The following is a 23,477-nucleotide window of genomic DNA, read 5'->3' as shown; positions in this document are numbered from 1 at the left end:
CTGTTGTCCCTGTCGGGCGGCATATAGTCAGCGCCCCGCCGCCGCGCATCCGCCTGCCTGCGGGCTTCACGTCTGCCGCCCTCCCTTTCCGCAGGGAGGGCGCGCCCTCAAACGCCCGCGCTGCGCACCCGGTCGCGTCGGGAGACCTCCTCCGGGACCTCCTGCGTCGGCCTGACGAAAGTCTTGGCGATCTCGCCGATGGCGCTCTGCATTCCGTCGAGGCCCTGGACCGTGACGATGCTGGATCCGGGTCCGAGCGGCGGGATGAAGCCCTCGCCGGAAAGGGTCTTGAAGACCGCGAAGTTGAGGTCGGTCTGGACCTTCAGGCCGAGACTCACGTCGCTGATCCAGGCCAGCAGCTCGAATTCCAGGAAGGGGTCGCCGATCTTGCGGAAGACCACCCGCGGCGCCGGTTCGCGCACCACGTCGGGATGCGCCTCGGCGCAGGCGGTGATCATTTCCGCGGCCCTCACCGGGTCCTGGTTCCGCAGCACGCTGACGGTGAGCGAGAGCCGGCCCGTCCTGTCGCCGCGCACCCGGTTCTTCACGATGCCGGAAATCAAATTCGAGTTCGGGACGATGACCGCTGACCGGTCGAAGGTCTGGATTTCCGTCGAGCGGACGGAGATCCGCTTCACGATTCCCTCGGAATCGCCGATCACCACCTGATCGCCCACGCGGATCGGCCGCTCCCAGAGCAACAGCAGACCGGAGACGAAGTTGTTGACGATGGACTGCAGACCGAAACCGATACCGACCGACAGGGCACCGGCCACGATGGTGATCTTCTCCAGGCTCAAGCCGAGATAGGAGAAGGCCAGGGCGAGGGAGAGCAGGAAGCCCACGTAGCCCGCGACCGTCGAGATCGAGTTGCGCAGACCCGCATCGAGATCGGTGGCGGGGAGGTAGGTCTGGTCGAGCCAGCGCTGGATGGCGCGGGTGACGATGACGCCGATGACCAGCACCCCGATCCCAAGGACGATTGAGGAGAGCGAGATCGTCACCCCTCCGACCTGGAAGCCGAAGAAGGCCGACCGCATCGACGCGAAGATGTCCGTGGAATCGAGGCCCCAGGGTGCCAGGATCAACAGGGCGGCGATCAGGATCAGCACCACCCGCGCCGCGCCCGTCGCCAGCACGGAGATCTGGTTCAGGGAGCGCTTGCGCAGGCCGGTATTGGCCTGAAGCGCCGTGGCGAGACGGCTCTCGTCGGTGAGGGCCCGCCCGAGGAACGTGTCGACGCTCTGGACCAGCAGGTACAACAGGACGAGGACGGCCACGACCCAGATCAGCTGGTCGATGAGGAACGTCGCCAGGGCCACATAGCCGCCGAGCGCCGCGAAGCCGATGATGACTACCGCTACCCAGCCGACGAGGCGGGCCGGTCCGCCGATGCCGGTGGTGGTCTTGGTGGGTACGTAGGGGCCGAAGCAGGCCTCCTCCTCCTGCTCGGTGTCCGCAAAGCGATGCAGGCCGATGGCGAGGATCAGGACCGTGGCGACGGCCCCGATGCCCCGTGTCGCGATGGAGATCGGGAGGGCCGCGGAGATACCGGAGTTCAGCGCCTCGACGGACTTCACCACGGTGACGATGGTGGCGATGCCCACGGCCAGGAGCTTGACGCGCGTCGCCGCCGAATCGCTCACGGGCGCCGGCCGCCAGGCGGGTTTGTCCGGGCTGAGAAGTCCGTCGCACAGGGCCTCGACGGCGGCGATCACGGCGAGGCCGAGGAGGATCGCCCCCGCCACGGGCAGCAGGCGCGAGGGCAGAAGGTTGGTCTCGTCGAGGGCGTAGAACACTGCGTAGGAGCCGGCCACCGCCGGCACCGTCCCCACCAGAATCACCCGCCATGCTCCGAGCAGGGTCGCCCGGCGGGACGGATCGGTCTTCCCCTCGTCGCGGCGCGCCGCCCGCGGCGCGATGTTGCGACGCCCGAAATACAGGGCGACCGACACGCCGAAGGCAAGGCCGAGGAGGAGGAGGTTGCCGAGGCTGCCGTTGCGCGAGAACAGGACGCCGATATCGGTGACGGCGCTCTGAAGCGAGCGCATGTCCCGGGGGAAATCCGCCATCACCTTCGCCCAGAGGCCGGGGCTGATGAGCGGCTGTGTCCGGTGAAACAGATCGCGGGCGAACGAGGCACGCCGACGGTTCGAGACCCGGTCGATGAGCTGGTCGCCCTGCACCACGAGGGAACGGGCGAGGCGCTGGGTCTCGTCGATGCGGTTGACCGCGGCTTCGCGCTCGGCGCGTTGCTGCGCGACGTCGGGGCTTTCCTCGCCCTCCTTCGGCTTGGGGCCCAGCTGCGAGAGCCGCTCACGCGCGGCGGCGAGCGGCGCGTCGAGGCGGCTGACGATGTCGCGCACGTTGTCGGTGACGACCGTCACGGAATCGCGGATGCCGGTGAGATCGGCTGCGGAGAGGTCCGCGTGGCCGAGCTCCTTCTCGTGCTTGTCGAGTTCGGTCTTCGCCTCCTCGAGCTTGCCGCGGACGATCTTGAACTGCTCCGGCACGTCGGCCTGCAGGGCCGGGGCCTTCCCTTCAGCCGGCTTGGCGGTGCCCGGCGCGGGCGGGGCGGCCTTCGCAGGGGCCGGTGCCCCCGTTGCCGGGGGGGCCTGCGTCGCCGGGGCGGTCTGGGCGCGGGCGGGGAGGGGGGAGGCGAGGCACAGGGCCGCCGCGGCGGCGGCCAGGAACGCGAGCGGCGTGGCATGAAACCGGCGCGGGCCGTGCGGCGTGACTACGCGCACTGGCGAAAACAGCATGAGCAATCCTCTCGGCAGCCGGCCAGGACCTTGGGTCCGGCGATTCGCGGCGGAGCGCGTGGGGTGGGCGGCGTGGGCCCCCGTCTCGCCAGAGGAATAAGGCGAAAGCACGCATGACCCAACCCCCGGCCGGACGCCGCCGCCGGAACTCGCCGCGAAGGATCCCTTGTGGGTGCGTCCCTGCGCCCGAAAGCGAAAGCTTCACAAGGGTGTCACGGTGGGATTAGATGAACGCCTTATGGACAGGGCCTTTTCGTCATCAAGCGAAGGGGCGCGGCCGGCGGTGATGACGCCACGGCCCGGCCGCGTACCGTATCCGAGTGCCAGACCCGGCGTGGTTTCCCGCCGGTCCCCAGCCCTGTCGCCAGCCTTCATCCTCAATCCGACACCGCGCCAGGCCTGCGCGGGGAGCCGCCCGTGGGTGGCCTCCCGGTGGGGCCTTTCGCCTGTCTCTGGCCGCGAACGCGGCGGATGGGCGGGGCGCGGGACACTTCCCGCGCGTTGGACGCGTCAGAGATAGCCGTGAGCGAGTCGCGCCGATGATGGATCTCCAAACCCTCGTCCTGAACGCGGATTATCGGCCGCTCTCCTATAATCCGTTGTCCTTGTGGTCCTGGAAGGATGCCTTCACGGCCTTGTTCCTCGACAGGGTCACCCTCGTCGCAAGCTACGACGTCGAGGCCCGCTCGCCTTCACGATCGCTGAAGGTGCCGAGTGTCGTCGCCCTGAAGAACTACGTCGCCCTGGCCCGCAGCCCGGCATTCACCCGCTACAACATCTACCTGCGGGATGGCTTTGCATGCCAGTATTGCGGTCTGCGCCTGCCTTCGGGCGGCCTGACCTTCGATCACGTGGTCCCACGCTCCCGGGGCGGCCTATCGAGTTGGGAAAACGTCGTGGCGGCCTGTTCGCCCTGCAACCTGCGCAAGGCGAACCGCACTCCGGACGAGGCGGAGATGCCCCTGATCAACGCCCCGCGGCGTCCGACCCGGTACGAGCTTCACCACCGCCAGCCGGAATTCGACCACCGCCAGTATCACCACACGTGGCTCGACTATCTCTACTGGGACAGCGAGCTGGAGAGCTGATCAGCGGCCGACATAGCCCCGGTCCCGCAGGCCCGGCGGCTCATTGTACAGCGGCACCGCGTTGTTGCGGGGCAGGTAGCCGCTGATGAGGGCGGGCGGCGGGACGTAAGCGCCCGCCCGCAGCGGGCGCCGCACCACATTCACCCGTCGGGGCCGTGCGTCGGAGAAGGCGTCGTCCAGCGCCGAGGCCGGGCCGATCCCGGCGCAGAAGGCGAGGGCGAGCAACGGCAGGCATTGGACCCGCTTGCGGACGGACATGGCGAGCACTCCCGGATCGCGGCGAACGGTCAGAACTTGACTGCGGCGCCGCCGCGAACGGTGTTCAGCTCGGCTTCGTGGCCATTGAAGCTCTGGAACTTCACGAACTGGTACTCGCCGCGCAGCAGGATCTGTGGGGTGATGGCGTATTCGAGGCCGAAGCCGACCGCGAAGCCACCCACCGTCTTCGTTCTGTTGTTGGCGACGAGGTTGGTGGCCGCCGCCGGGACGGTCTGCACGCCACCGCCCGCCGGGGTCGTGTAAGGCTGCGGGTAGTTCTGGTTGAAGCTCGTGTAGCCGTGGTTGACGACCGCCTGGGGCAAACCAGTGGTGAGCGCTTGGTTCGCGCTATAGGTCGTGGCGTTGTAGCCGTAATTCTGGACGGCCACGCTGTCGGTGAACCGCACTTGCCCGACGGCGAGGCCGCCGGTCACGTAGGGCAGGAAGTTGCCCATGGCGTAGCCCGCCCGGCCGCGGATCGTGCCGTAATCCTCGATCTCGGTCTTCGAGGCGGCGTTGAAAGCCACGTTCTCGAGCATGCCGCCCGTCGTCGTCATGTTCCGGGCAATCTGGTAGAATGACGCCGTGGTCAGCCCGGTATGGGTGTAGTCCGCCTCAACGCCGATGACGACGTCGTCGATCTGGAAGTTGTAGCCGGCGAAGGCGCCGTAGCTCGCCCCGCGGCCGCGGCTGCCCGGCAGGGACACCCAGTTCGAGACGTTGTACTGGCTCTCGATATCCCGGTTGGCGAAGTAGCTGGCGAGCGTCGACTGGACCGCGTTGTGCTGGGAGAAGGCCCCCGACGTATAGCCGCCATGCGCGCCGACATAGACGCCGCTCCAGTCGATCGTCGGGGCCGGCGGCGGGTCGTAATCCGCGCCGCGGAGGTAATCGTAATCGAGATCGGCGGCCTGCGCCGTCCCGGCTGCGCTCAAGGCGAACAGCGATACGATGATCTTACGCATCCCAACAATCCCCGGGGCTGCGAAGCAGTTGAGTCTTCACGCCACGTCATCGGGATAGCGCAGTAACCTTAATTGAGCGTTGCCGTACGCATTCCTCGGCTGTCCTGCCTTGAACACAGCCCTCAAACGGCCGTCAGAATCGCGTCTTGTCATCGATGCCGAACTAATCTGCGGCATCTCATCGAGTGCGATGTCGGACCGTCTTTCGCGGCGGGGCAGGGGACTTTGCCCCATTCACAAACGCGGACGGCGCGGGAGACCCGCGCCGTCCGTCATCAGAAGAAGCTGTGTTCCGATCAGTACTTGCGCACCAGCGGCTCGGGCATGAGCGGCGGCAGCGCGGGGACGATGGCGGCGCCCAGGAGGTAGCGCAGGCCGATCTTGATGTCGTGCGCCTCGAGCTCCTTGGCCTTGACCACCGTCGTGCAGGCGTAGGACGCGACATCGAGGCAGGTCAGCGACCCGGTCGAGGCGTGGCCCATGTTGAGGTAGCGGTAGGCCAATTCGACCTTGAAGTTCGGGGTCACATCGTAGGCGAGACCGGCATGGAGGGCCCAGGCGAAGCTGTCCGTCATCTTCGCCTTGAAGTAACCCGGCGAGGTCGGCTGGTTGTAGGTGTACGGCGTGCGGAAGTTGGTGATGCCGCTGTCGGTGAAGCCTTCGAGGTAGTTGAAGGCCACGCCGACGCCGCCGCCGACGAAGGGCGTGATGCCGTACCACGTGCCGAGGTCGAAGTAGCCGTTGGCCAGGACGACGCCTGCGTTGTAATGGCCGTTCGTCAGGTTGAAGTTGCGGCCGGTGACTTCGTTGTTACAGCCACAGCCGAAATCGTTGTAGCTCGTGAGGCGCAGGTCGGTGGACCGGAACTCGCCCGTCACGTCACCACGCAGGAAGTTGTTGAACTGGTAGCCGACGCCGACGCCGGCAAAGAAGCCGCCCGACTGGCTCTCGTTGAAGAACACCGTGTTTGGCAGGTCGGCAGCCCGGTACTTCGGCGAGGTGTAGATGCTGGCGCCGACATCGCCGCGCAGATACCAGCCGCCGGCGAAATCGACCGGCTCCGGCATGGGCGGCGGGGGCGGCGGCAGAAGATCCGCGGCGACGGCGAGACAGGGTGCGCCGACGCTCGCCACCAGCGTCGCCACGCGCACCACAGCATGTAGCTTGGAGCGGGCCATAAGGATTCCTTCACTCATATCGCGTGCCGGAAGCTTAGTGCCGGCTGAGAGACGATCGTGAGGATGCCCGGAACGTCTTAAATCGAGCTTAACGTTAAGTTTTATCCTTGCCAGAGATTTCGACTATGGCGAGCATTGGTGGAAAGCCTGGAGACCCCAGCGAAATGTTGCCACCTCGTAAAGGAAGTCGCGCGGCTTTCCGCGACCGGCAGAAGATGGCGCCGGGACGGCGGCTGCACCCGCGAAAAAGGGGAGGGCGATGACCGGCGAAGATCTCCGCGGCCTCGCGCGCCTCCTGCCCGGCGTCAGCGAAGGGGTCCATCGCGGTAATCCGGACTTCCGCGTTGGCGGCCGGGTGCTTGCCACGTTCTGGATCGACGAAGACCGCGTGGTCCTCCGCCTGACGCCCGAGGCGCAAGCGGCTTTCTGCGAGGACGAGCCGGATCTCTTTCAACCCCTCGACGGCGCCTGGGGGCGAAGGGGCTGGACGAACCTCGACCTCATCGAGTGTGAGGAGGACACTCTCCGCGAGGCCCTGCTCGCCGCGTGGCGCATCACCGCGCCGACCGACCTCGTGGCGCAGTACGAGGGGTGAGAGCCGCGCCCGTTCTTAGGCAGCGGCCTTGGACACGGCCTCGACCACCTCGTCGACGACCTCGGCCACGAGGTTGCGGTCATCGCCCTCCGCCATGACGCGGATCACCGGCTCTGTCCCGGAGGGCCGGATGACGAGGCGACCGGACTGCCCGAGACGGCCTCGGGCCTGCTCGATCACCGTCACCACCGCATCATGCCGGAGGGGCTCGCCGGAGCGGTAGCGGACATTCTTGAGGATCTGCGGCAGCGGATCGAAGCAGTGGCAGACCTCGCTCACCGGCTTCCCGCTGCGCTGGACGACGCTCAGGATCTGCAGGGCCGCCACGAGCCCGTCGCCGGTGGTCGTGTAGTCCGACATGATGATGTGGCCGGATTGCTCACCGCCGAGATTGTAGCCGTGCTCGCGCATATGCTCGAGCACGTACCGGTCACCCACCGCCGTGCGGGCCAGTCCGAGGCCGAGACCGCCGAGGAAGCGCTCGAGGCCGAGATTCGACATGATCGTGGCGACGATGCCCGGCTGGGTGAGGCGCTCGTCCTCCTTCCAAGAGCGGGCGACGACGGCCATCAGCTGGTCGCCATCGACCACATGGCCCTTCTCGTCCACGATCAGCACCCGGTCGGCATCGCCATCGAGCGCGATGCCGATGTCGGCCCGACGCTCACGGACCATTTCGACCAGCGCAGTCGGCGCGGTGGAGCCGACGGCCTTGTTGATGTTGAACCCGTCCGGCTCGACGCCGATGCTGATGACGTCCGCGCCGAGTTCCCAGAGCGTTTCCGGCGCGACCCGGTAGGCCGCGCCGTTGGCGCAATCGACCACCACGCGCAGACCTTCCAGGGTGACGGAGCGCGGCAGGGTCCGCTTGGCGAACTCGATATACCGGGCATGGACCGATTCGATGCGCTTCGCCCGGCCGAGGTCGGAGGATGCCGCGAGCCGTTTATGCAGTTCGGCGTCGATCAGCGCCTCGATCTCGCGCTCGACCTCGTCGTTCAGCTTGAAGCCGTCGGGCCCGAACAACTTGATGCCGTTGTCCTCGAACGGATTGTGAGAAGCGGAGATCATCACGCCGATATCGGCGCGCATCGAGCGGGTGAGCATGGCGACCGCCGGGGTCGGGACGGGGCCGAGGAGCAGCACGTCCATGCCGACCGATGTGAAGCCCGCCACGAGGGCGGTCTCGATCATGTAGCCCGAGAGGCGTGTATCCTTGCCGATCACCACCCGGTGACGATGATCGCCACGCTGGAACACAAGCCCCGCCGCCTGCCCGACCTTCAGGGCGAGTTCCGGCGTGATGATTCCGTTCGCCCGGCCGCGAATGCCATCGGTCCCGAAATACTTGCGCAACGTCGCATCTCCCGCGCCGTACCGGGCGCATTCCCACGACAATAACAGATTTTGCCCACCGGCCGAGAGCCCGGTCGCGGTCGGGCGGGCTCCGCCACCGTCTTTGCGAGCGCAGCGAATCAACCCGGGGACGCGGGACGCTTCAGCACGAGGCGGATCCCTGGATTGCTTCGCTGCGCTCGCAATGACGGGGTATGGCGCGTCGAGCAAACGAAGAGGGGGCGCCTCTCGGCGCCCCCCATCTCGTTTGAACCCTGTTGCCTCACTCAGGCCTGCGGCTGAGGTTCCAGGCCGCCGTCGCTCTCCTTCGGACGGCCGCGGCCGGCGGAGGGAACCGAGGAGGGGCGGGCTGGCGTCGAGGGCGTATCGCCGCCGTCGCGGACTGGCGGATGGCCCTTGATGAGGTTGCGGATCTCCTCACCCGACAGGGTTTCGTACTCGAGCAGACCCTGGGCCAGGGCTTCGAGGTCGTCCTTGCGCTCGGAGAGGATGCGCCGGGCTTCCTCGAGGCCTGCCTCCACGAGGCGGCGGACCTCTGCGTCGATCTTCCGGGCAGTGGCCTCCGAGACCGATTGCTGGCGGCCCATCGACATGCCGAGGAAGACCTCGTCGTTGTTGTCGCCGTAGGCGACGGTGCCGAGCTCGGGCGAGAAGCCCCAGCGAGTCACCATCATCTTGGCGAGGCGCGTCGCCTGCTCGATGTCCGACTGGGCGCCGGACGTCACCTTCTCAGGGCCAAAGGTCATCTCCTCGGCGATACGACCACCCATCATGATCGCCAGACGGGAAGTCATCTGCTCGAACGACATCGACAGCTTGTCGCGCTCGGGCAGCTGCATGACCATGCCCAGTGCCCGTCCACGGGGAATGATCGTGGCCTTGTGCACAGGGTCGGTCGCCGGCACGTTGAGGGCGACGATGGCGTGGCCGCCCTCGTGGTAGGCGGTCAGCCGCTTCTCGTCCTCGGTCATGACCAGGGTGCGCCGCTCGGCACCCATCATCACCTTGTCCTTGGCGTCCTCGAACTCGTGCATCGTCACGATCCGCTTGCCGCGGCGGGCGGCGAGCAGGGCCGATTCGTTGACGAGGTTCATCAGGTCAGCGCCCGAGAAGCCGGGCGTGCCGCGGGCGATGGTCTTGAGGTCGACGTCCGGCGCCAGCGGCACCTTGCGGACGTGCACGCGCAGGATGCGCTCGCGACCGGTAACGTCCGGGTTCGGCACCATGATCTGACGGTCGAACCGGCCGGGACGCAGCAGTGCGGGATCGAGGACATCGGGGCGGTTGGTGGCCGCGATGATGATCACGCCCTCGTTCGCCTCGAACCCGTCCATTTCCACGAGGAGCTGGTTCAGGGTCTGCTCGCGCTCGTCGTTGCCGCCACCTAGGCCGGCGCCGCGATGCCGGCCGACCGCGTCGATCTCATCGATGAAGATGATGCAGGGGGCGTTCTTCTTGGCCTGCTCGAACATGTCGCGCACGCGGCTGGCGCCGACGCCCACGAACATCTCCACGAAGTCGGAGCCCGAGATGGTGAAGAACGGCACGTTCGCCTCACCCGCGACCGCGCGGGCAATGAGCGTCTTACCCGTGCCGGGCGGACCCACGAGGAGCACACCGCGCGGGATGCGGCCACCGAGGCGTTGGAACTTCTGCGGGTCGCGGAGGAACTCCACGATTTCTTGCAGATCCTCCTTGGCCTCCTCGACGCCGGCGACGTCATCGAAGGAGACGCGCCCATGCGCCTCGTTCAGGAGCTTGGCCTTCGACTTGCCGAAGCCCATGGCCCGTCCGGCACCGGACTGCATCTGGCGCGACAGGAAGATCCAGGCGCCGATGAACACGAGGATCGGCAGCCAGCTCACGAGGAGCTGGATGAACCAGGGCGTGTTGTCGGACGGCGGGCGCGCGGTGATCTGCACGCCCTTGCCCTGCAGCTTGGTGACGAGGTTCGGGTCGTTCGGCGCGTAACTGGTGAAGTTGCCGCCACCGACATAGGTGCCCGACACATCCTGCCCGGAGATCACCACCGACTGGATCTTGCCGGCATCGGCGTCGTTCAGCAGCTGGCTGTAGGCGATCTCGCTGCCGCCGCCGCGATGCCCCGGATTCTGGAACAGCGTGACGAGGGCCAGCACAAGCAGGAAGATGACGACCCACAAGGCGAAATTGCGGAAATTCGGGTTCATCGATCAATCCTTGGCGCGCGCGGTCCCCCAGATAGCCCTCGCGCAGCAGCGCCGGCCCGTCCGATCACGCATCGCCAATGTAGGCGGGGGGGTCTGCGTTGCCAAGTAAGTCGGTCGCGGGTGCCGCAGGCCCGGCATTCTTCCGCGGAGGGGCCGTCCGCAAGGTGATCCGCCCCCGGGCATCCGTCGAGACGATCAGACCCGCGAGGGTTCGTCGCACCGGCAGGCCCGCGCGCAACGCCGGAAGCAGCCCGGTGAGGACGAGGCGCTCGAGCCGTTCGAGGCGATGCCCCGCTCCCCCGGCCCGACGGATGGTCAGATCGACGCAACGCAGGGCGACCGCATCCGGGAGGGCGCATAGCGCCAGCCCATCGAGGCGGACCGCCCCGTCGTCGCCCAATACGGCCATGGCAGTGAGGGCGTCTTCCGCCGCTTGTATGAGGGCAGCCTCGTCCCGTGCCGCGCGCTCGGCCAGACGCGCCAGCCTTGCGTTGGTGAGACCCTCCGCGGCCAGGATCTCCGCCGCAGCCCTAAGCCGCGCCCGGGAGTAGCGTGGGTCCGTGTTTGAAGGATCGCGCACAAAAGGGATCCCCCGCGCCTCGCACCAATGCACGAGTATCGCTTTGTCGAGGCCAAGGAAGGGACGTCCGAGGCTCAGGCCCGGCCCCAGGCGACGCTCGGGGCGCATGCCGGCGAGACCGGCGAGGGCGCTTCCCGCAGCGAGCCGCATCAGGACGGTCTCGGCCTGATCGTCGCGGGTATGGGCGGTGAGGATCAGTTCGGCCCCGAGGGAAGCGGCATGGGCCGCGAGCAACCGGTAACGGGCGGCACGGGCGGCGTCCTGAAGGCCCGTGTGGGGCTTCTCCCCCACCCAGGGCAGGATCGCATGGGGTAAGCCGAGGGACGCGGCGGCCCGCCCGACGGCGTCGGCTTCGGCGGCCGCCTCCAGGCGCAGACGATGATCGATGGTGGCGACGGCGAGGGGCGTCTCCGACCGGAGCACGGCCGCCGCGTGCATCAGGGCAGTGGAATCCGGGCCCCCGGAGACGGCCAGCAGAATCACGTTCCCTCGACCCGGACGCAGCCAGGGGCGCAGGGCATCGAGGACCGGATCATCCGGCCCGGTCACGCCGCGCAGCGGGCCCGCTTCTGTTCCCGGGTCACGCTCTGGCGCACGCCAGTCCCGGCGTTCGGGAATTTGCGCTCGAGCTCCGCCAGGGTGGCGCAGGCCTGCTCCTTGGCGCCCAGGGCGTTCAGGGACACGCTGAGCTTGAGCATCGCTTCCGGCGCCTGGGGCGAGCGGGCGTAATCCGTGGACACCTTCAGGAACTGCTCGGCCGCCTCGCGGGTGCGACCCCGGGCAAGGTAGCTTTCGCCGAGCCAATAGGTCGCGCCGGGCACGCGCCCGTCCCGGGGGTGCGATTGAAGGAACTGGCGCAGGCTCATCTCCGCCTGCTCGTACTGGCGGGACTGGATCAGCTCGACGGCGGCGTCGTAATCGGCCGCCGCATTCGGCGTGCCGGTGGATGCCACGCTCTCGCTCGGACGCGGTGCCGTGGGGATCGCCTCGGTGCGCCGGGGAGGGTTCAGATCCACGGGGTCGTCGTAACCGCCGTCGGCATTGTCATCGATCGCCGCCCGGGGGAGGGGAGCCGCCTCGGCGGTCTCCCTCTGCGGCAGGGGGGCCGAGGGTTCGGCGGCGCCGAGGCGCATGGGTGCGCCGGGCGCATCGGGGTTGTCTGAGGGGTCGAAGGCGTCCCCGCGCTTTTGCGGACGAAACGGCGCCGGGTTGAAGCCGGGATTGCCGCCATTGATCGAGCCCGGCGCTGCCGGGGCGGGGGATACGGCGGGTGCAGGCGACGCGCCGCGGGCCGGCTTGCCGCCCCCCTTTGCCTCGTTCAGGCGGAACTCGACGTCCTCCTGGAACTTGCGCAGCTGCTCCTTGAGCTGGCGATTCTCGTACTGGAGCGTTTCGATTTGCCCCGACATCGTCCGGGACTGGCTTTCAAGCCGGCCCAGCCTGACGACCATGTCGGAGGCATCCTCCTGTGCCGCCGCGGGCCCGAACAGGGCCGGCAGGATCATGGATGCGGCGAGAAGTCGTCTGAGAAGGCGGGGCTGCATGGTGCTCGACTTGCGGTCTGCGGGCGGGGAGCGCCGTATCAGAACCCCCCGTCCGCGGCAAAAAGACGGCCGGACCGGTCGATCAGGCCCCCGCGCCCTTGTCGAGGACGATCACCGCCCGGCGATTCTGCGACCAGCAGGAGATGTCGTTGCACACCGCCACGGGGCGCTCCTTGCCATAGGAGACGGTCCGCATCCGCCCGGCGGCGACGCCGCGGGTCGTGAGGTAGTCGAACACCGACTGGGCGCGGCGGGCGCCGAGGGAGAAGTTGTACTCGCGGGTGCCGCGCTCGTCGGCATGGCCTTCCACGATGAACGTGTAGCGCGGATAGCGCTGGAGCCATGCCGCCTGCTTGTCGAGGGTGGCCGTGGCGGTGGGCGTCAGATCGGTGGAATCCGATTCGAAGAACACCCGGTCGCCGACGTTGACCACGAAGTCCTGGGCGCTGCCCGGCGTCGCGGCACCGGCCCCGAAGGCCGAGGCGTCGGCAAGGTCGCTGTCCTTGCTGCAGGCGCCGAGGCCGAGGGCGGCGCAGACCGAGAGACCGAGGGCGGCGGCGCGCAGGCGCCGGGTAAGGATCGCGGACATCGTGTACAAAAACTCCTCGCGCGGTGCCGAAGGCCGGCTTGGGTCTTCGAGGCTGGATCGCGGCCGTTTGCCTGCGTCCCATTAAGCTTGCGATGGTTAAGCGGGGGTTCAGCGCGGCACGCCGGACGGGGCCTTCGACCGTCCGGTCCCGTCGCCGGGTGCGCCGCCGCACCCATTCCCGCTCAGGCGCCCCGAATGAGGCTCGGGCACGGCGGACGAGCACGGTGCTAATGATTTCGCGGCAGCGGTGGCAGTTCGGCAACACGCCGGCAGGAAGTCTCCAAGCATCGTAATCGTGCTTAACAGGTTGTTAATACCCCCGGCCAAGTCTGAGCCTTCGCGTTCACCAGGTCGCCCGCCATGCCCCGCGCCAAAAGCGTCCTGATCGTCGAGGACAGCTATCTTCTGCTCGAGATCATCGCGAGCCTGTGCGAGACCCGGGGCGTCCGGGTCCTGGAGGCTTCGAGCGGCGAGGCCGCCCTCACGCTTCTGCGGGCTCGGGGCGCCGAGATCGACTGGCTGTTCACCGACATCCACCTGCCGGGCCTGATCGACGGATGGACGGTGGCCGAGGCGTTCCGGGCCATCCATGCTGATCGGCCGGTGGTCTACACCTCGACCGAGATGTCCATGCGACGCAGCGGGGTTCCCGGCGGCCTGTTCCTGCGCAAGCCGTTCCAGGTCCGCGAGGTCGATGCGATGGTGCAATCGGTCGTTGCCGGCCTCGGCGCGATGCCGCTGCACGCCGTGGGCTGACCGTCTGCCCGGCTTCGGTTCGGCCCTAGCCAGCCCGGAACATCGCGACGATGTCGGGCGCCGAAAGCCACGCTTCGACCCGCGGGCAATGCAGATCCCCCGCCGACAGGCCGTCGTACATCGCGAAGCTCGCCGCGATGAAACCCGGGAGGTCGTAGAGGACCGGGAAGTGACCCGCCGTCGCCCTCGCCTTGAACAGGTACGATCCGGTGAGGCCGAACTGCTCGGCGATGGGCGGATAGATCGGCCAGACCACATCCTGCGTGAGTTCGTCGCCGAGGTAATCCTCGACCTCGACGGGCTCCGGGCTCAGGCCGCCCTCCCGCAGGAGCCGCTTGGCGATATCGCCAAGCACGAAGGCCTTCGGGTGGTTCATGAGGTGCATGAACGCGCCTCGCCGGGCCCAGCGCGTCAATTCCCGGTCGAGGGGGAAGCCGACCTGCGCCGCCGCCGCCGCCAGTTCCCGGACCGCGGGATCCCAGTGGTCGAGATAGCCGAGGCGGCCGAACACCTCCTCTCGGAAGAGTGCCACCGTCTTCCCGGCATCGAGACCGAGCCTGTGGGCGAAGAGGGCGATGGCCGAGTGATACTGCCCGAGGGGGGAGGGCGCGAGCTTGAGAGCCGCGAGGTCGGAGGCAGCGCCCGCGTAGACCATGTCGGGATGGAAGGCGGAAAAGACGATCGAGGGCACCAGCGTCAGGCGCGGCACTGCTTCCCGAAGCTGCGCGCTGTCGCCGCCCGGGATGAGCCCGGCCGGGAATGCTTGGCTGAAGACGTGATCATGGCCGCGCAGCAGGCGGGCGAGACCGTCAAGATGACCGTGGTCACGCTTCAGCGTCCCCATCGACAGGTACCGGACGGGGCTCTCAGGCGCGAGCAGCCGCATGGCCTGGGCGAGGACCCTCGCCTGGCAGTTCCCGATGACGGCGATGGAGGGTCCGGTGCGCGGGGGGGCTCGACGGGACCTGTCCCGCCACGCTGTCGCCCAGGAAGGGGCCGACAGGGAGAAGGCTTGGCGGGCGCGCCTCGGCAGATCGGTCAGGGCCACGATGCGCGCTGGTCTTGAGCGGAAGGCAGTGGAGGCGTAGTCCGCCACCGCGTTGAGAAGGGTCGGCGATGGCGACAAATCCGTATACCGGTCTACCGGCCGAGCGATTCTGGCGCAAGGTCGTGACGAACGTACCGCCCTTTGCGGTCGATCCTCATCCCAAGGGCGCCTTCACCATCGCCCCCGGCGATCGGGTCGCGACGGGGGGCTCGTGTTTCGCGCAGCGGGTGGCCGAGGCGGTGCGCGGTGCGGGCTTCAACTACTATCTGACCGAGCCGCCGCTCCCCGGCATGACCGAGGCGCAGGCGGCGGCCCGGCAGTTCGGGACCTTTTCCGCCCGATACGGCAACCTCTACTACACGCGCCAGTTCGTGCAGCTCTTCGACAGGGCCTATTGCCGGTTCGAGCCGGAGTTGAAGGCGTGGTTGCGGGATGACGGGCGCTACGTCGATCCGTTCCGTCCCACGGTCGAGCCGGAGGGCTTCGCCAGCGAGGCGGAGGTGATCGCCGCCCGCGACGCGCATCTGGCCGCCGTCCGGCACCTCTTCGAGACCCTCGACGTGTTCGTGCTGACCCTCGGGCTCACGGAGGGCTGGCGCTGGCGGGCGGACGGGGCGGCCCTGCCCCTGGCGCCGGGCGTCGCGGGGGGAACCTTCGACCCGGACCTGTACGAATGCGTCAACGCGGGGGCGGCCGAGGTGCTCGCCGACCTGAACGGCTTCCTAGACCGGCTCTGGAGCGTGAACCCGAAGGCGCGGGTGATCTTCACCGTTTCCCCGGTGCCGATGATCGCGACCTACATGGACCGGCACGTCATGGAGTCGAACAGCTACTCCAAGTCGGTCTTGCGGGTGGCGGCAGGGGAGGTCGTGGCGCGCAACGATCCCCGGGCGGTGTATTTCCCGGCCTACGACATCGTCACCAGTAACGTGAATGCGGGGCGCTACTACAATGACGACCAGCGCACCATCAACGATGCCGGCGTGCGCCACGTGATGCGGCTGTTCCTGTCCACCTTCGCCAAGCATCGCGCCTCTGCTCCGCCGGCCCAGGCCCCCGTCGATCTCGCGGCCGAATTCGAAGGCAATGCCGGCGTGATCTGCGACGAGGAGGAGATCGAGCGCAGCGTCGCGTGAGGGGCGGGGAGGGGGGTCAGCCCCTCCCGGCGGCCGCCGCGGCGCCGTAGCCCGCCCGGCGGCCGAAGACCACGCCGGAGGTGAGGCCCGACCCGCCCGGATAGCCGTTGAAGAACACCCCGCCGACCATCTCGCCGCAGGCGAAGAGGCCGGGGATCTCACCGCCATCCTCGCGCCGGACGCCGCCGGCCTCACCAACTTCCACGCCGCCATAGGTGAAGGTGATGCCGCCCGTCACCGGATAGGCCTTGAACGGGCCGGTATCGATCGCCTGCGCCCAGTTCGATTTCGGCAGGGGCAGCCCCCTCGTGCCGCGCCCGTCGCGGACGGTGGGGTCGAAGGGCACGTCAGCGTCCACCGCCGCATTGAACGTCGCGAGGGTCGCCCGCGCCGCCGCGCGGTCGATCCCGTCGAGTTCATCGAGCAATCCGTCCAGGGTGTCGGCCTGCACGAAATGCGCGTCGTGGAAGCGATACTCGCTGTAGAGCAGGTGATCGACCTTCGCGTCGAAGATCTGCCACGCCACGTGGCCGGGCTGTTCCATGATCGCCCGGCCGAACTGGGCGTAGGTGTAGTTGCGGAAATCCTTGCCCTCGTCGACGAAGCGGCGCCCTTCCGCATTCAGCATGACGCCGAGGAAGTAGCAGATCTTCCGGTAATGCTTCCGCTCCCCGTGGGGCAGGTCGAGGTTGCCGTATTCCGGCATCTGCCGGTCCATGGGCGTGGCGTGGCAGCCGCCGAAGAAGCCGTGCGCCTTGGCGCCCAGCGCCAGGGCCATGCTCAGACCGTCGCCCTGGTTGTGCGGCGTCCCGCGCACCCGGGCCTTGTCCCATCCCTCGCCGATGTAGCGGGTGCGCATGTCGGCATTGGCCTCGAAGCCGCCGCAGGCCAGCACCACCGCTTTGGCCCGCAGGGGCCCATCCGGCGTCTCGACGCCCACGACCGCGCCGTCCTCCACGATCAGGCCGGTGGCCGGGCAATTGTAACGGATCTCGCCGCCGGCCCGCGTCAGGGCCTCCAGTTCGGCCCGCGCCAGCCCAAAACCTTCGTCATGGGTCGCGAGGGTGAGGCCGCCCCAGAAGACGAAGCGGCCATCCTTCTCGAAGGATTGCCGGGAGTAGATGGGCTCGAACTTCACGCCCTGCGCCGAGAGCCACCGGAGGGCCGGCGCAGATTCGTCGATGAGGATGCGCTGCTCCCGCGAAAGCGGCCGGCCATCGTTGAAGCCGAGCAGATCGGACTCGAACTGCGCCGCGGTGTAGGCGCCGAAATCCGTACGCGGCAGGCGCGGATCGCCCGGGTCGGCGAGAAGCGGCACGAGGTCGTCGTTGCCTTCATAGACGAAGCGCATGGCACCCGCCGTGTAGGCGGTGTTCCCTCCAGCGAGATCTTCCCCCGCCTTCTCGATGACGAGCACCGAGGCCCCGCGCTCAAGGGCGGCGAGGGCGGCGCTCATCGCGGCGTTGCCGGAGCCGACCACGATCACATCATGCTGCTTCGCCACCGCCATCCTCCCATCTGATCTTCAAGTTTGTATACTAGCGCATGCAATGATGTTCAAGGGTTCGCCCTTGTTGCACCGTCTTCGGTTTTCCGCTTGGGAATGGCTCGGGCCATGCGCGACGGAGGGGGCGAGCCATGCGGAACCTGGAGGCCGAGCGATCGAGCGCGACGGGCGCCTACGAGCGGCTCCTGCGGGCCATCGAGGAGGGCGAGATCCCGCCCGGCAGCCGCCTCCGCGAGGCGGAACTGGCTGAGCGCTTCGCGATGAGCCGCACGCCGGTTCGGGAGGCCCTCGGGCGGCTCGAGACCCAGGGTCTCGTGGTGCACGAACCGCACCGGGGTGCGAGCGTCGCGCAACTCGACTACGGGCAGGTCAGCGAACTTTACGACCTGCGGGAGGTGCTGGAGGGGACGGCGGCCCGGCTCGCGGCGATCTATGCCAGCGAAGTCGAGGTCGAGGTGTTGGAAGAGATGGTCGCCCGGGATCGCCCCCATGTCGGCGACGCGATCCTGCTGGCCCGCACCAATCGCCAGTTCCACCGGCAGATCCACGCCTGCGCCCGAAACCGGTTCCTGCAGGGCATGCTGGAGACGATGCGCCTGTCCCTCGTCCTTCTCCCGGGAACGACGACTCTTGCGGCGCCCGAGCGTGCCCGGGAGGCCCTCGACGAGCACCAGCGGATCGTCGCCGGCATCCGCGCCCATGACGGGGACGCTGCTGAGGCGGCGGCTCGCGGCCATATCCGCGCGGCCTTCAAGGCGCGGATCATGATGCTGCAGGAGGTATGAGAGGCGGGCTTAGGCCCGCGCCGCGTCCGTGACTGCGGCCGGTTGGCCGCCGCCCCGGAACAGGCCGAGGGTCGCGAGGATGCCGCAGGCGGCCGCGAACATCAGCCAGTAGCTCGGTGCCGCCCGATCCTTGGTGACGTCAATGAGGTAGGTCGAGACGAGGGGCGTCGCCGTTCCGAACAGGGCTGTGGCGAGGCTGTAGGCCAGGGAGAATCCGCTCGCCCGCACATGGGCCGGCACGACCTCGGACAGGCTGACGACCATCGCGCCATTGTAGACGCCGAAGAAGAACGACAGCCACAGTTCGACGATCAGCATCTTGGCGAAGGTGGCGTCCGCGGTCAGCCAGTTCAGAGCCGGGTAGGTGGTCACCAGCGACAGGATCGAGATCGTCAGAAGCACCGGCTTCCGGCCAATGGCATCGGACAGCGCCCCACCAACCGGGAGCCAGATGAAGTTGGTGAGGGCCACGCACAGGGTGACGATCAGGCTGTCGGTCTCGCTCAGCTTCAGGACGGTCTTGCCGAAGGTCGGGGTGTAGACGGTGATCATGTAGAAAGTCACCGTGGTCATGGTGGTCAGCATCATGCCGAGCAGCACGATCTTCCAGTTCGCCGCCACGGTGGTCAGGATCTCCCGCGTGGTCGGATGGTGGCGCCGCTGCGCGAAGGCCTGGGTCTCCTGCAGCGACCGGCGGATCAGGAAGATGAACGGCACGATCAGGCAGCCGATGAAGAACGGGATCCGCCATCCGAAATCGGCGATCTGCGCCTTCGTCAGCATCGCATTAAGGACGTAGCCGATCAGGGCCGCGAACATGATCGCCACCTGCTGGCTCGCGGACTGGAACGAGGTGTAGAATCCCCGCCGGCCCGGCGTGGCGATCTCGAACAGGTAGATCGACACGCCGCCGATCTCGACGCCCGCGGAGAAACCCTGCAGCAGGCGGCCGATGAGGACGATGATCGGCGCGGCGAGGCCCAGCGTTGCATAGGTGGGGCAGAACGCGATCAGCACCGTGCCGCTGGCCATGATCGCCAGGGTGACGATGAGGCCCTTCCGGCGGCCAATCCGGTCGATATATGCGCCGAGGACGATGGCGCCCAGCGGCCGCATCAAAGCGCCGAGCCAGAACGTCGTAAAGGTGAGCAGCAGTTCGGTGTTCTCGTTGCCCGCCGGGAAGAACGCCTTCGAAATCGCGCTCGCGTAGAACCCGAACAGGAAGAAGTCGAACATCTCCAGGAAGTTGCCGCTCGTGGCGCGGAAGATGGCGCCCAGACGCGACTGCGCCGTCGCATCGATGGCGCCCGGATCACCGGCCATGGAGTCACTCCCTGATTCGCGCTGAGTGTCCGTCGCGGTCGCAGAGGATGGCGTGCGGCACGGACCTTGGGGAAACCGGAAGACGCATCACACCGCAAGAACAGTGGATCCGCATTCAAGTTGAATATTAAGTACGGATGCCACTTTTACTGACCGGCCTCAAGGGCCGGCTGCGGTCATCTCTGTCATCCACCACCGTGGCCCCCCACCCGGCGGGCCTCGAAGGAGGGCTCCAGGGCCCACCCTCCAGGGCCCACCCTCCAGGGCCCACCTAAGACCACTACGAGGCACCAAACACCGCGCCACATGATGACGGAGACGGGTGGGACCTGCGGACCATGCCTACCCGCTGATCCACTTCATCACGATGAGCGTCCCCGTGACCGTGAGGGCGCCGCCGATGCGGGTGGCGATCTGCGCGAACGGCATCAGCGCCATCCGGTCGGCCGCGGTGAGGATCGCCACGTCGCCGGTTCCGCCCTGGCCGCTATGGCAGGCGTTCACGATGGCGGTTTCGATCGGGTACATGTTGAGAGCCCGCCCCACGAAGAACCCGACCGTCATCAGCGTCCCGACCGTAGCGATGATGGTGATGAGATTCACCAGGGTGAACGCCGCCATCAGTTCCTTCCAAGGCGTCAGGGCCACGCCGATGGCGAAGAGGAGCGGGTAGGTCATGCTGACCTGGACGAACTTATAGACGACGAAACCGCCCGCCTGGAGCCGGGGGGATACGGCGCTGGCGAGCTTCGCGAAGACGGCGAGGAACAGCATCGCCACCGGCGCCGGAAGGCCGACGAGGTGATGGCACATCACGCCGAGGAGGTAGAGCGTGATGGCGGTGAGCCCCGCCGCCCCGATCGTCGCCGGGTCGATGCCCGCCCGCGCGGCCTCGGACTTGGCCTGGGCATCGCTGGACTTCATCTCGTCGGCGTCCGGCTGGAGCTTGCCGTTGCCGGTGAGGTGCGGGCGCTTCTTGCCGACGTAATTCAGCGTGCCCGACAGGACGATGGCGGTGAGCGAGCCGAGCATGACGGGCGGCAGCACCTGCGCGAACATCACGCCCTGCTGCGTGCCAAGGATGGCCGCGTAGCCGATGGACAGGGGAATCGCGCCCTCGCCGACGCCGCCCGCCATGATCGGCACCACGATAAAGAAGAAGGTCTTGTAGGCGCCGATGCCCAATAGGGTCCCGACCAGTGTGCCGACGAGGCCGGCAGCGACCGAGCCAATGGCCAGCGGCGCGAAGATCTTGAGGAAGCCCTTGATCAGCACCTCCCGGTCCATGCCGAGGATGGATCCGACGATGATCGTCGCGATGTAGATGTAGAGGAAGTTCGTGAACTTGGTGAAGTCGATGATCGCCTTCTCCATCTGCGGCGGCACGAACTTGTAGTAAACGAGCGCCGAGGGGATGAAGGTCGCGAAGATCGCGCCCGCGCCGATGTTCCGAAGGATCGGGATCCGTTTGCCGATTTCGGCGCAGGTGAAGCCGCCCATCGCCAGCACGGCGATCATCGTCGGCCCGTCCGGCTTGATCTCGCCTTCCTGCACGAGGATCGCGATGAGCCCGGCCAGGATCACGTAGACTGGCAGGGGTATGATGCCGATCTTCATGTCGATGACGCGCCACCACCCCTCGGGCCAGAAGCGGCGGGAGGCCGGCGCCGTGATCGGTGCGGCGGTCGCCGGGCTCGGCGTGGAGGCTGCGGTGCTCATCTCGTCCTCCGAAGTCCGGCCTCTGGCGGGCTGGTCGATATTCGCAGGCGGTGGCCGACACCCGTCCGTTCCGGGGGGCCTTCGCTGCGAGGTCTTCCGAGGCGTATCAGTGCGCCAGGGTGGTCGCAACGCGGCCCACGCGACAACGGCGGCACAGTGTAGGCGACTGCCAGCTGGCTTCCAGCGTTCAATAGAGACGCTTGTGGAACGTTGAACCAGTCTTCGCGCGCATTTCCGGACGTTGAACAACAAAAAGGGCCCGGCGGATCCGCCGGGCCTCGAAGGCCACGTTTCACGGGGGCCGTCTCCGGCGCCGGAGGCTTTCGCCCCCGGCGTCGGTCGGGTCTTAGAAGTCGCGCTGGACGCGGAAGCGGGCCTGGAAGACGTCGGTGCTGGAGATCGTCTTCACCGGGTTGCCGGCATTCACGTAGGCAGCGGAGTAGTTGAACTTCTGGGTGTCGAGCACCCGGCCGTTCTGCACGCCGTACTGCGCGTAGATGCCCTCGACGCCGATATCGAGGTCCTTCACCGGCGACCAGATCAGGTTCGCGCCGGCATAGAGCATGTACGTGTCGCGCAGGTTGCCGTTGAGGGCGTAGAAGCGCGTGCCGGGGGTGCCGACGCCGAGCGTCGAGATCGCCGTGCTGCCCGGGTTGGCACCGGTCGCGCCCGGCACGAAGCCGAAGTAAGCGCCCTGCGCGGCGCGGGCGCCGGCACCGAAGGTGTTCTCACCGTAGGAGGCGAACACCGCCGACCGCCACTCGGGGGCCCAGTAGTGCAGGAACGAGCCGACCACCGAGAAGCTCGTGGAGAGCTGGAGCTGGTTGGTGAACGGGTTGATCGTCGCGTCGGAGAAGTTCTGGTTGAACGACGCGCCCTGGATCGAGGTCGGGTTGATGGCGTAGGAGCCGTTGTACGAGCCGTTGCCGGTGTACATCTGCGCGCCCTCGGCATAGGCGCCCTGGAGGTAGAAAGCGTCGCCCGGCGCGATGAACGGGGCGTTGACCTTCAGACCACCCTGCACGGCCCAGCCGTACTCGCTCTGCGTGCGCGGGGCGACGGCATTCACCGCGGTGAGGGCCGCGCCGGCGCTGTTCACGCCGAGGAAGCCGCCCTGGGAGATGACGTTGCCGGTGTTCAGCTCGTGGACGGCGGCGGAGATCTGGGCCGAGCCCCAGGGCTGATCGTAGCGCAGGGCGCCGACGAAGTCGGGCATGCGGTTGCGCTGGATGCCGTCGGTGAAGCCGAAGCCGGTCGGCACGCCAGCGGCGTTGACGCCGAGCACCACGGGGATCAGCGAGTTCGACTGGCCGAAAATGGCGGTCGAGGTGCTGCCCACCGTCGCGGCAAGCGCCGAGGTCGGCGAGTAGATCGGGCTGCGGCGGAAGCTCGGATCTTCCATCGAGATCGTGGCGGAGAGGCCGTTGCCGACCGTCGCGGTGTAGGCGAGGAGGTTCGTGGAGTAGACGTCCGAGCCCGACGTGCCGGCCACGAATTCAAAGTCGTGGGCATAGAAGTCGAAGAACGAGGACGCGCGACCGGCGGTCAGGCCGGCGAACTGCACGAAGGCCTTGTCGGTGTTGAAGTACTGCTCGACGCGGCCGAACTGGTCGATGCCGGTGCCCGGGAAGGCGTTGCCGATCCGGATCTGCGTGCCGGAGTGCACGGTCGGGATGCCGGTGCGGCTGGCGGCCTCGATGCGGATGAAGGCGCGCAGGGTGCCGTAGCCGGTCTGGGTGCGGGCATCGAGGTTGATGCGGGCGAGACCGCGGGTGCCGCTGTAGTCACCGTTGCCCTGGCCGCGGCCGAGGGGCGCTTGGTAGCCGTACTCGAAGCGGGCGCGGCCCGAGAGACGGAGGCAGGTATCGGTGCCGGGGATGTAGAAGAAGCCCGCGCCGTAGGCGGAGCAGACACGGACGAACTCGATCGGGACCGCCTTCTTCACCGGCAGGTCGGCGGCATGGGCAGCGCCGACGGCGGCAAGAGCCGCAGCCGACCCGAGAAGAGAGCTCTTCAAGAGCTTCATCATAATCTCCAAAGCTTCGAGACCCAAGATGCGGACTGCCTGGTGTTCCAGATCTTGCCGCGTTCTATTTTTG

At 67.8% G+C, this 23,477-nt stretch carries 19 protein-coding genes; 5 read left to right on the top strand and 14 right to left on the bottom strand.

Annotated features, from left to right (window positions below; translation table 11 throughout):
* Positions 1–107: 107 nt before the first annotated feature.
* Positions 108–2,762 (bottom strand): DUF3772 domain-containing protein, encoded by a 2,655-nt coding sequence (locus MFF22_RS06150; RefSeq protein WP_238248097.1) that lies wholly within the window; start codon positions 2,760–2,762, stop codon positions 108–110.
* Between the two features lie 539 nt (positions 2,763–3,301).
* On the opposite strand from MFF22_RS06150, the gene MFF22_RS06145 reads away from it, so the two are divergent.
* The gene (locus tag MFF22_RS06145) at positions 3,302–3,850 is read left to right on the top strand and encodes an HNH endonuclease (protein WP_238248096.1); all 549 of its coding nucleotides are present in this window, start codon (positions 3,302–3,304) and stop codon (positions 3,848–3,850) included.
* Here MFF22_RS06145 and MFF22_RS06140 read toward each other — a convergent pair whose 3' ends face one another.
* The 3 genes from MFF22_RS06140 to MFF22_RS06130 form a co-directional block, all read right to left on the bottom strand.
* Positions 3,851–4,108: a hypothetical protein gene (locus tag MFF22_RS06140; RefSeq protein WP_238248095.1), complete on the bottom strand. Its 258-nt coding sequence runs from the start codon at positions 4,106–4,108 to the stop codon at positions 3,851–3,853. It lies immediately after the preceding gene.
* A 29-nt stretch (positions 4,109–4,137) separates the two neighbouring features.
* On the bottom strand, positions 4,138–5,073 hold the full coding sequence (locus MFF22_RS06135; RefSeq protein ID WP_238248094.1) for an outer membrane protein: 936 nt from the start codon (positions 5,071–5,073) through the stop codon (positions 4,138–4,140).
* A 296-nt stretch (positions 5,074–5,369) separates the two neighbouring features.
* A complete protein-coding gene (locus MFF22_RS06130; RefSeq protein ID WP_238248093.1) occupies positions 5,370–6,251 on the bottom strand; it encodes an outer membrane protein in 882 nt (293 codons plus the stop codon).
* Between the two features lie 259 nt (positions 6,252–6,510).
* Here MFF22_RS06130 and MFF22_RS06125 point away from each other — a divergent pair, with 259 nt between their 5' ends.
* Positions 6,511–6,846 (top strand): MmcQ/YjbR family DNA-binding protein, encoded by a 336-nt coding sequence (locus MFF22_RS06125; protein ID WP_238248092.1) that lies wholly within the window; start codon positions 6,511–6,513, stop codon positions 6,844–6,846.
* A gap of 15 nt (positions 6,847–6,861) precedes the next feature.
* On the opposite strand, the gene glmM is transcribed toward MFF22_RS06125, so the two are convergent.
* The 5 genes from glmM to pal all read right to left on the bottom strand — a co-directional run bounded on the left by glmM (position 6,862) and on the right by pal (position 13,104).
* On the bottom strand, positions 6,862–8,202 hold the full coding sequence (gene glmM, locus MFF22_RS06120; protein ID WP_238248091.1) for a phosphoglucosamine mutase: 1,341 nt from the start codon (positions 8,200–8,202) through the stop codon (positions 6,862–6,864).
* Between the two features lie 266 nt (positions 8,203–8,468).
* Positions 8,469–10,391 (bottom strand): ATP-dependent zinc metalloprotease FtsH, encoded by a 1,923-nt coding sequence (ftsH, locus tag MFF22_RS06115; RefSeq protein WP_238248090.1) that lies wholly within the window; start codon positions 10,389–10,391, stop codon positions 8,469–8,471.
* Between the two features lie 64 nt (positions 10,392–10,455).
* Entirely contained in the window at positions 10,456–11,451 is a 996-nt protein-coding gene (tilS, locus tag MFF22_RS06110; RefSeq protein WP_370877545.1) for a tRNA lysidine(34) synthetase TilS, read from the bottom strand.
* A 65-nt stretch (positions 11,452–11,516) separates the two neighbouring features.
* Positions 11,517–12,515: a tol-pal system protein YbgF gene (gene ybgF, locus MFF22_RS06105; RefSeq protein ID WP_370877537.1), complete on the bottom strand. Its 999-nt coding sequence runs from the start codon at positions 12,513–12,515 to the stop codon at positions 11,517–11,519.
* Positions 12,516–12,597: 82 nt separating this feature from the next.
* Entirely contained in the window at positions 12,598–13,104 is a 507-nt protein-coding gene (pal, locus tag MFF22_RS06100; protein WP_238248088.1) for a peptidoglycan-associated lipoprotein Pal, read from the bottom strand.
* 360 nt (positions 13,105–13,464) lie between these two features.
* Between pal and MFF22_RS06095 the strand changes: the two genes are divergently transcribed.
* Positions 13,465–13,860 carry a response regulator gene (locus tag MFF22_RS06095; RefSeq protein WP_238248087.1) on the top strand — a complete coding sequence of 132 codons (396 nt, stop codon included), beginning with the start codon at positions 13,465–13,467 and terminating at the stop codon, positions 13,858–13,860.
* A 25-nt stretch (positions 13,861–13,885) separates the two neighbouring features.
* On the opposite strand, the gene MFF22_RS06090 is transcribed toward MFF22_RS06095, so the two are convergent.
* Positions 13,886–14,986 carry a WcbI family polysaccharide biosynthesis putative acetyltransferase gene (locus tag MFF22_RS06090; protein WP_238248086.1) on the bottom strand — a complete coding sequence of 367 codons (1,101 nt, stop codon included), beginning with the start codon at positions 14,984–14,986 and terminating at the stop codon, positions 13,886–13,888.
* Here MFF22_RS06090 and MFF22_RS06085 point away from each other — a divergent pair.
* The gene (locus MFF22_RS06085; protein WP_238248085.1) at positions 14,977–16,044 is read left to right on the top strand and encodes a GSCFA domain-containing protein; all 1,068 of its coding nucleotides are present in this window, start codon (positions 14,977–14,979) and stop codon (positions 16,042–16,044) included. The genes MFF22_RS06090 and MFF22_RS06085 overlap by 10 nt on opposite strands.
* Positions 16,045–16,060: 16 nt before the next feature.
* On the opposite strand, the gene tcuA is transcribed toward MFF22_RS06085, so the two are convergent.
* The gene (gene tcuA, locus MFF22_RS06080; RefSeq protein WP_283206155.1) at positions 16,061–17,548 is read right to left on the bottom strand and encodes an FAD-dependent tricarballylate dehydrogenase TcuA; all 1,488 of its coding nucleotides are present in this window, start codon (positions 17,546–17,548) and stop codon (positions 16,061–16,063) included.
* A gap of 134 nt (positions 17,549–17,682) precedes the next feature.
* Here tcuA and MFF22_RS06075 point away from each other — a divergent pair, with 134 nt between their 5' ends.
* Positions 17,683–18,336, top strand: a complete 654-nt coding sequence (locus MFF22_RS06075; protein WP_238248084.1) for a GntR family transcriptional regulator — start codon at positions 17,683–17,685, stop codon at positions 18,334–18,336.
* A 9-nt stretch (positions 18,337–18,345) separates the two neighbouring features.
* On the opposite strand, the gene MFF22_RS06070 is transcribed toward MFF22_RS06075, so the two are convergent.
* From MFF22_RS06070 to MFF22_RS06060, 3 genes are all read right to left on the bottom strand, one after another.
* Positions 18,346–19,659 carry an MFS transporter gene (locus MFF22_RS06070; protein ID WP_238248083.1) on the bottom strand — a complete coding sequence of 438 codons (1,314 nt, stop codon included), beginning with the start codon at positions 19,657–19,659 and terminating at the stop codon, positions 18,346–18,348.
* A 342-nt stretch (positions 19,660–20,001) separates the two neighbouring features.
* Positions 20,002–21,378, bottom strand: a complete 1,377-nt coding sequence (locus MFF22_RS06065; RefSeq protein WP_238248082.1) for a 2-hydroxycarboxylate transporter family protein — start codon at positions 21,376–21,378, stop codon at positions 20,002–20,004.
* A 346-nt stretch (positions 21,379–21,724) separates the two neighbouring features.
* A complete protein-coding gene (locus tag MFF22_RS06060; RefSeq protein WP_238248081.1) occupies positions 21,725–23,404 on the bottom strand; it encodes a porin in 1,680 nt (559 codons plus the stop codon).
* Positions 23,405–23,477 lie beyond the last annotated feature (73 nt).

Source organism: Methylobacterium persicinum, assembly GCF_022179525.1.
In the GTDB taxonomy this organism is placed as follows: domain Bacteria; phylum Pseudomonadota; class Alphaproteobacteria; order Rhizobiales; family Beijerinckiaceae; genus Methylobacterium; species Methylobacterium persicinum.
The sequence above is the reverse complement of the archived record's forward strand: the minus strand, read 5'-3'. Positions and strand labels throughout refer to the sequence as shown.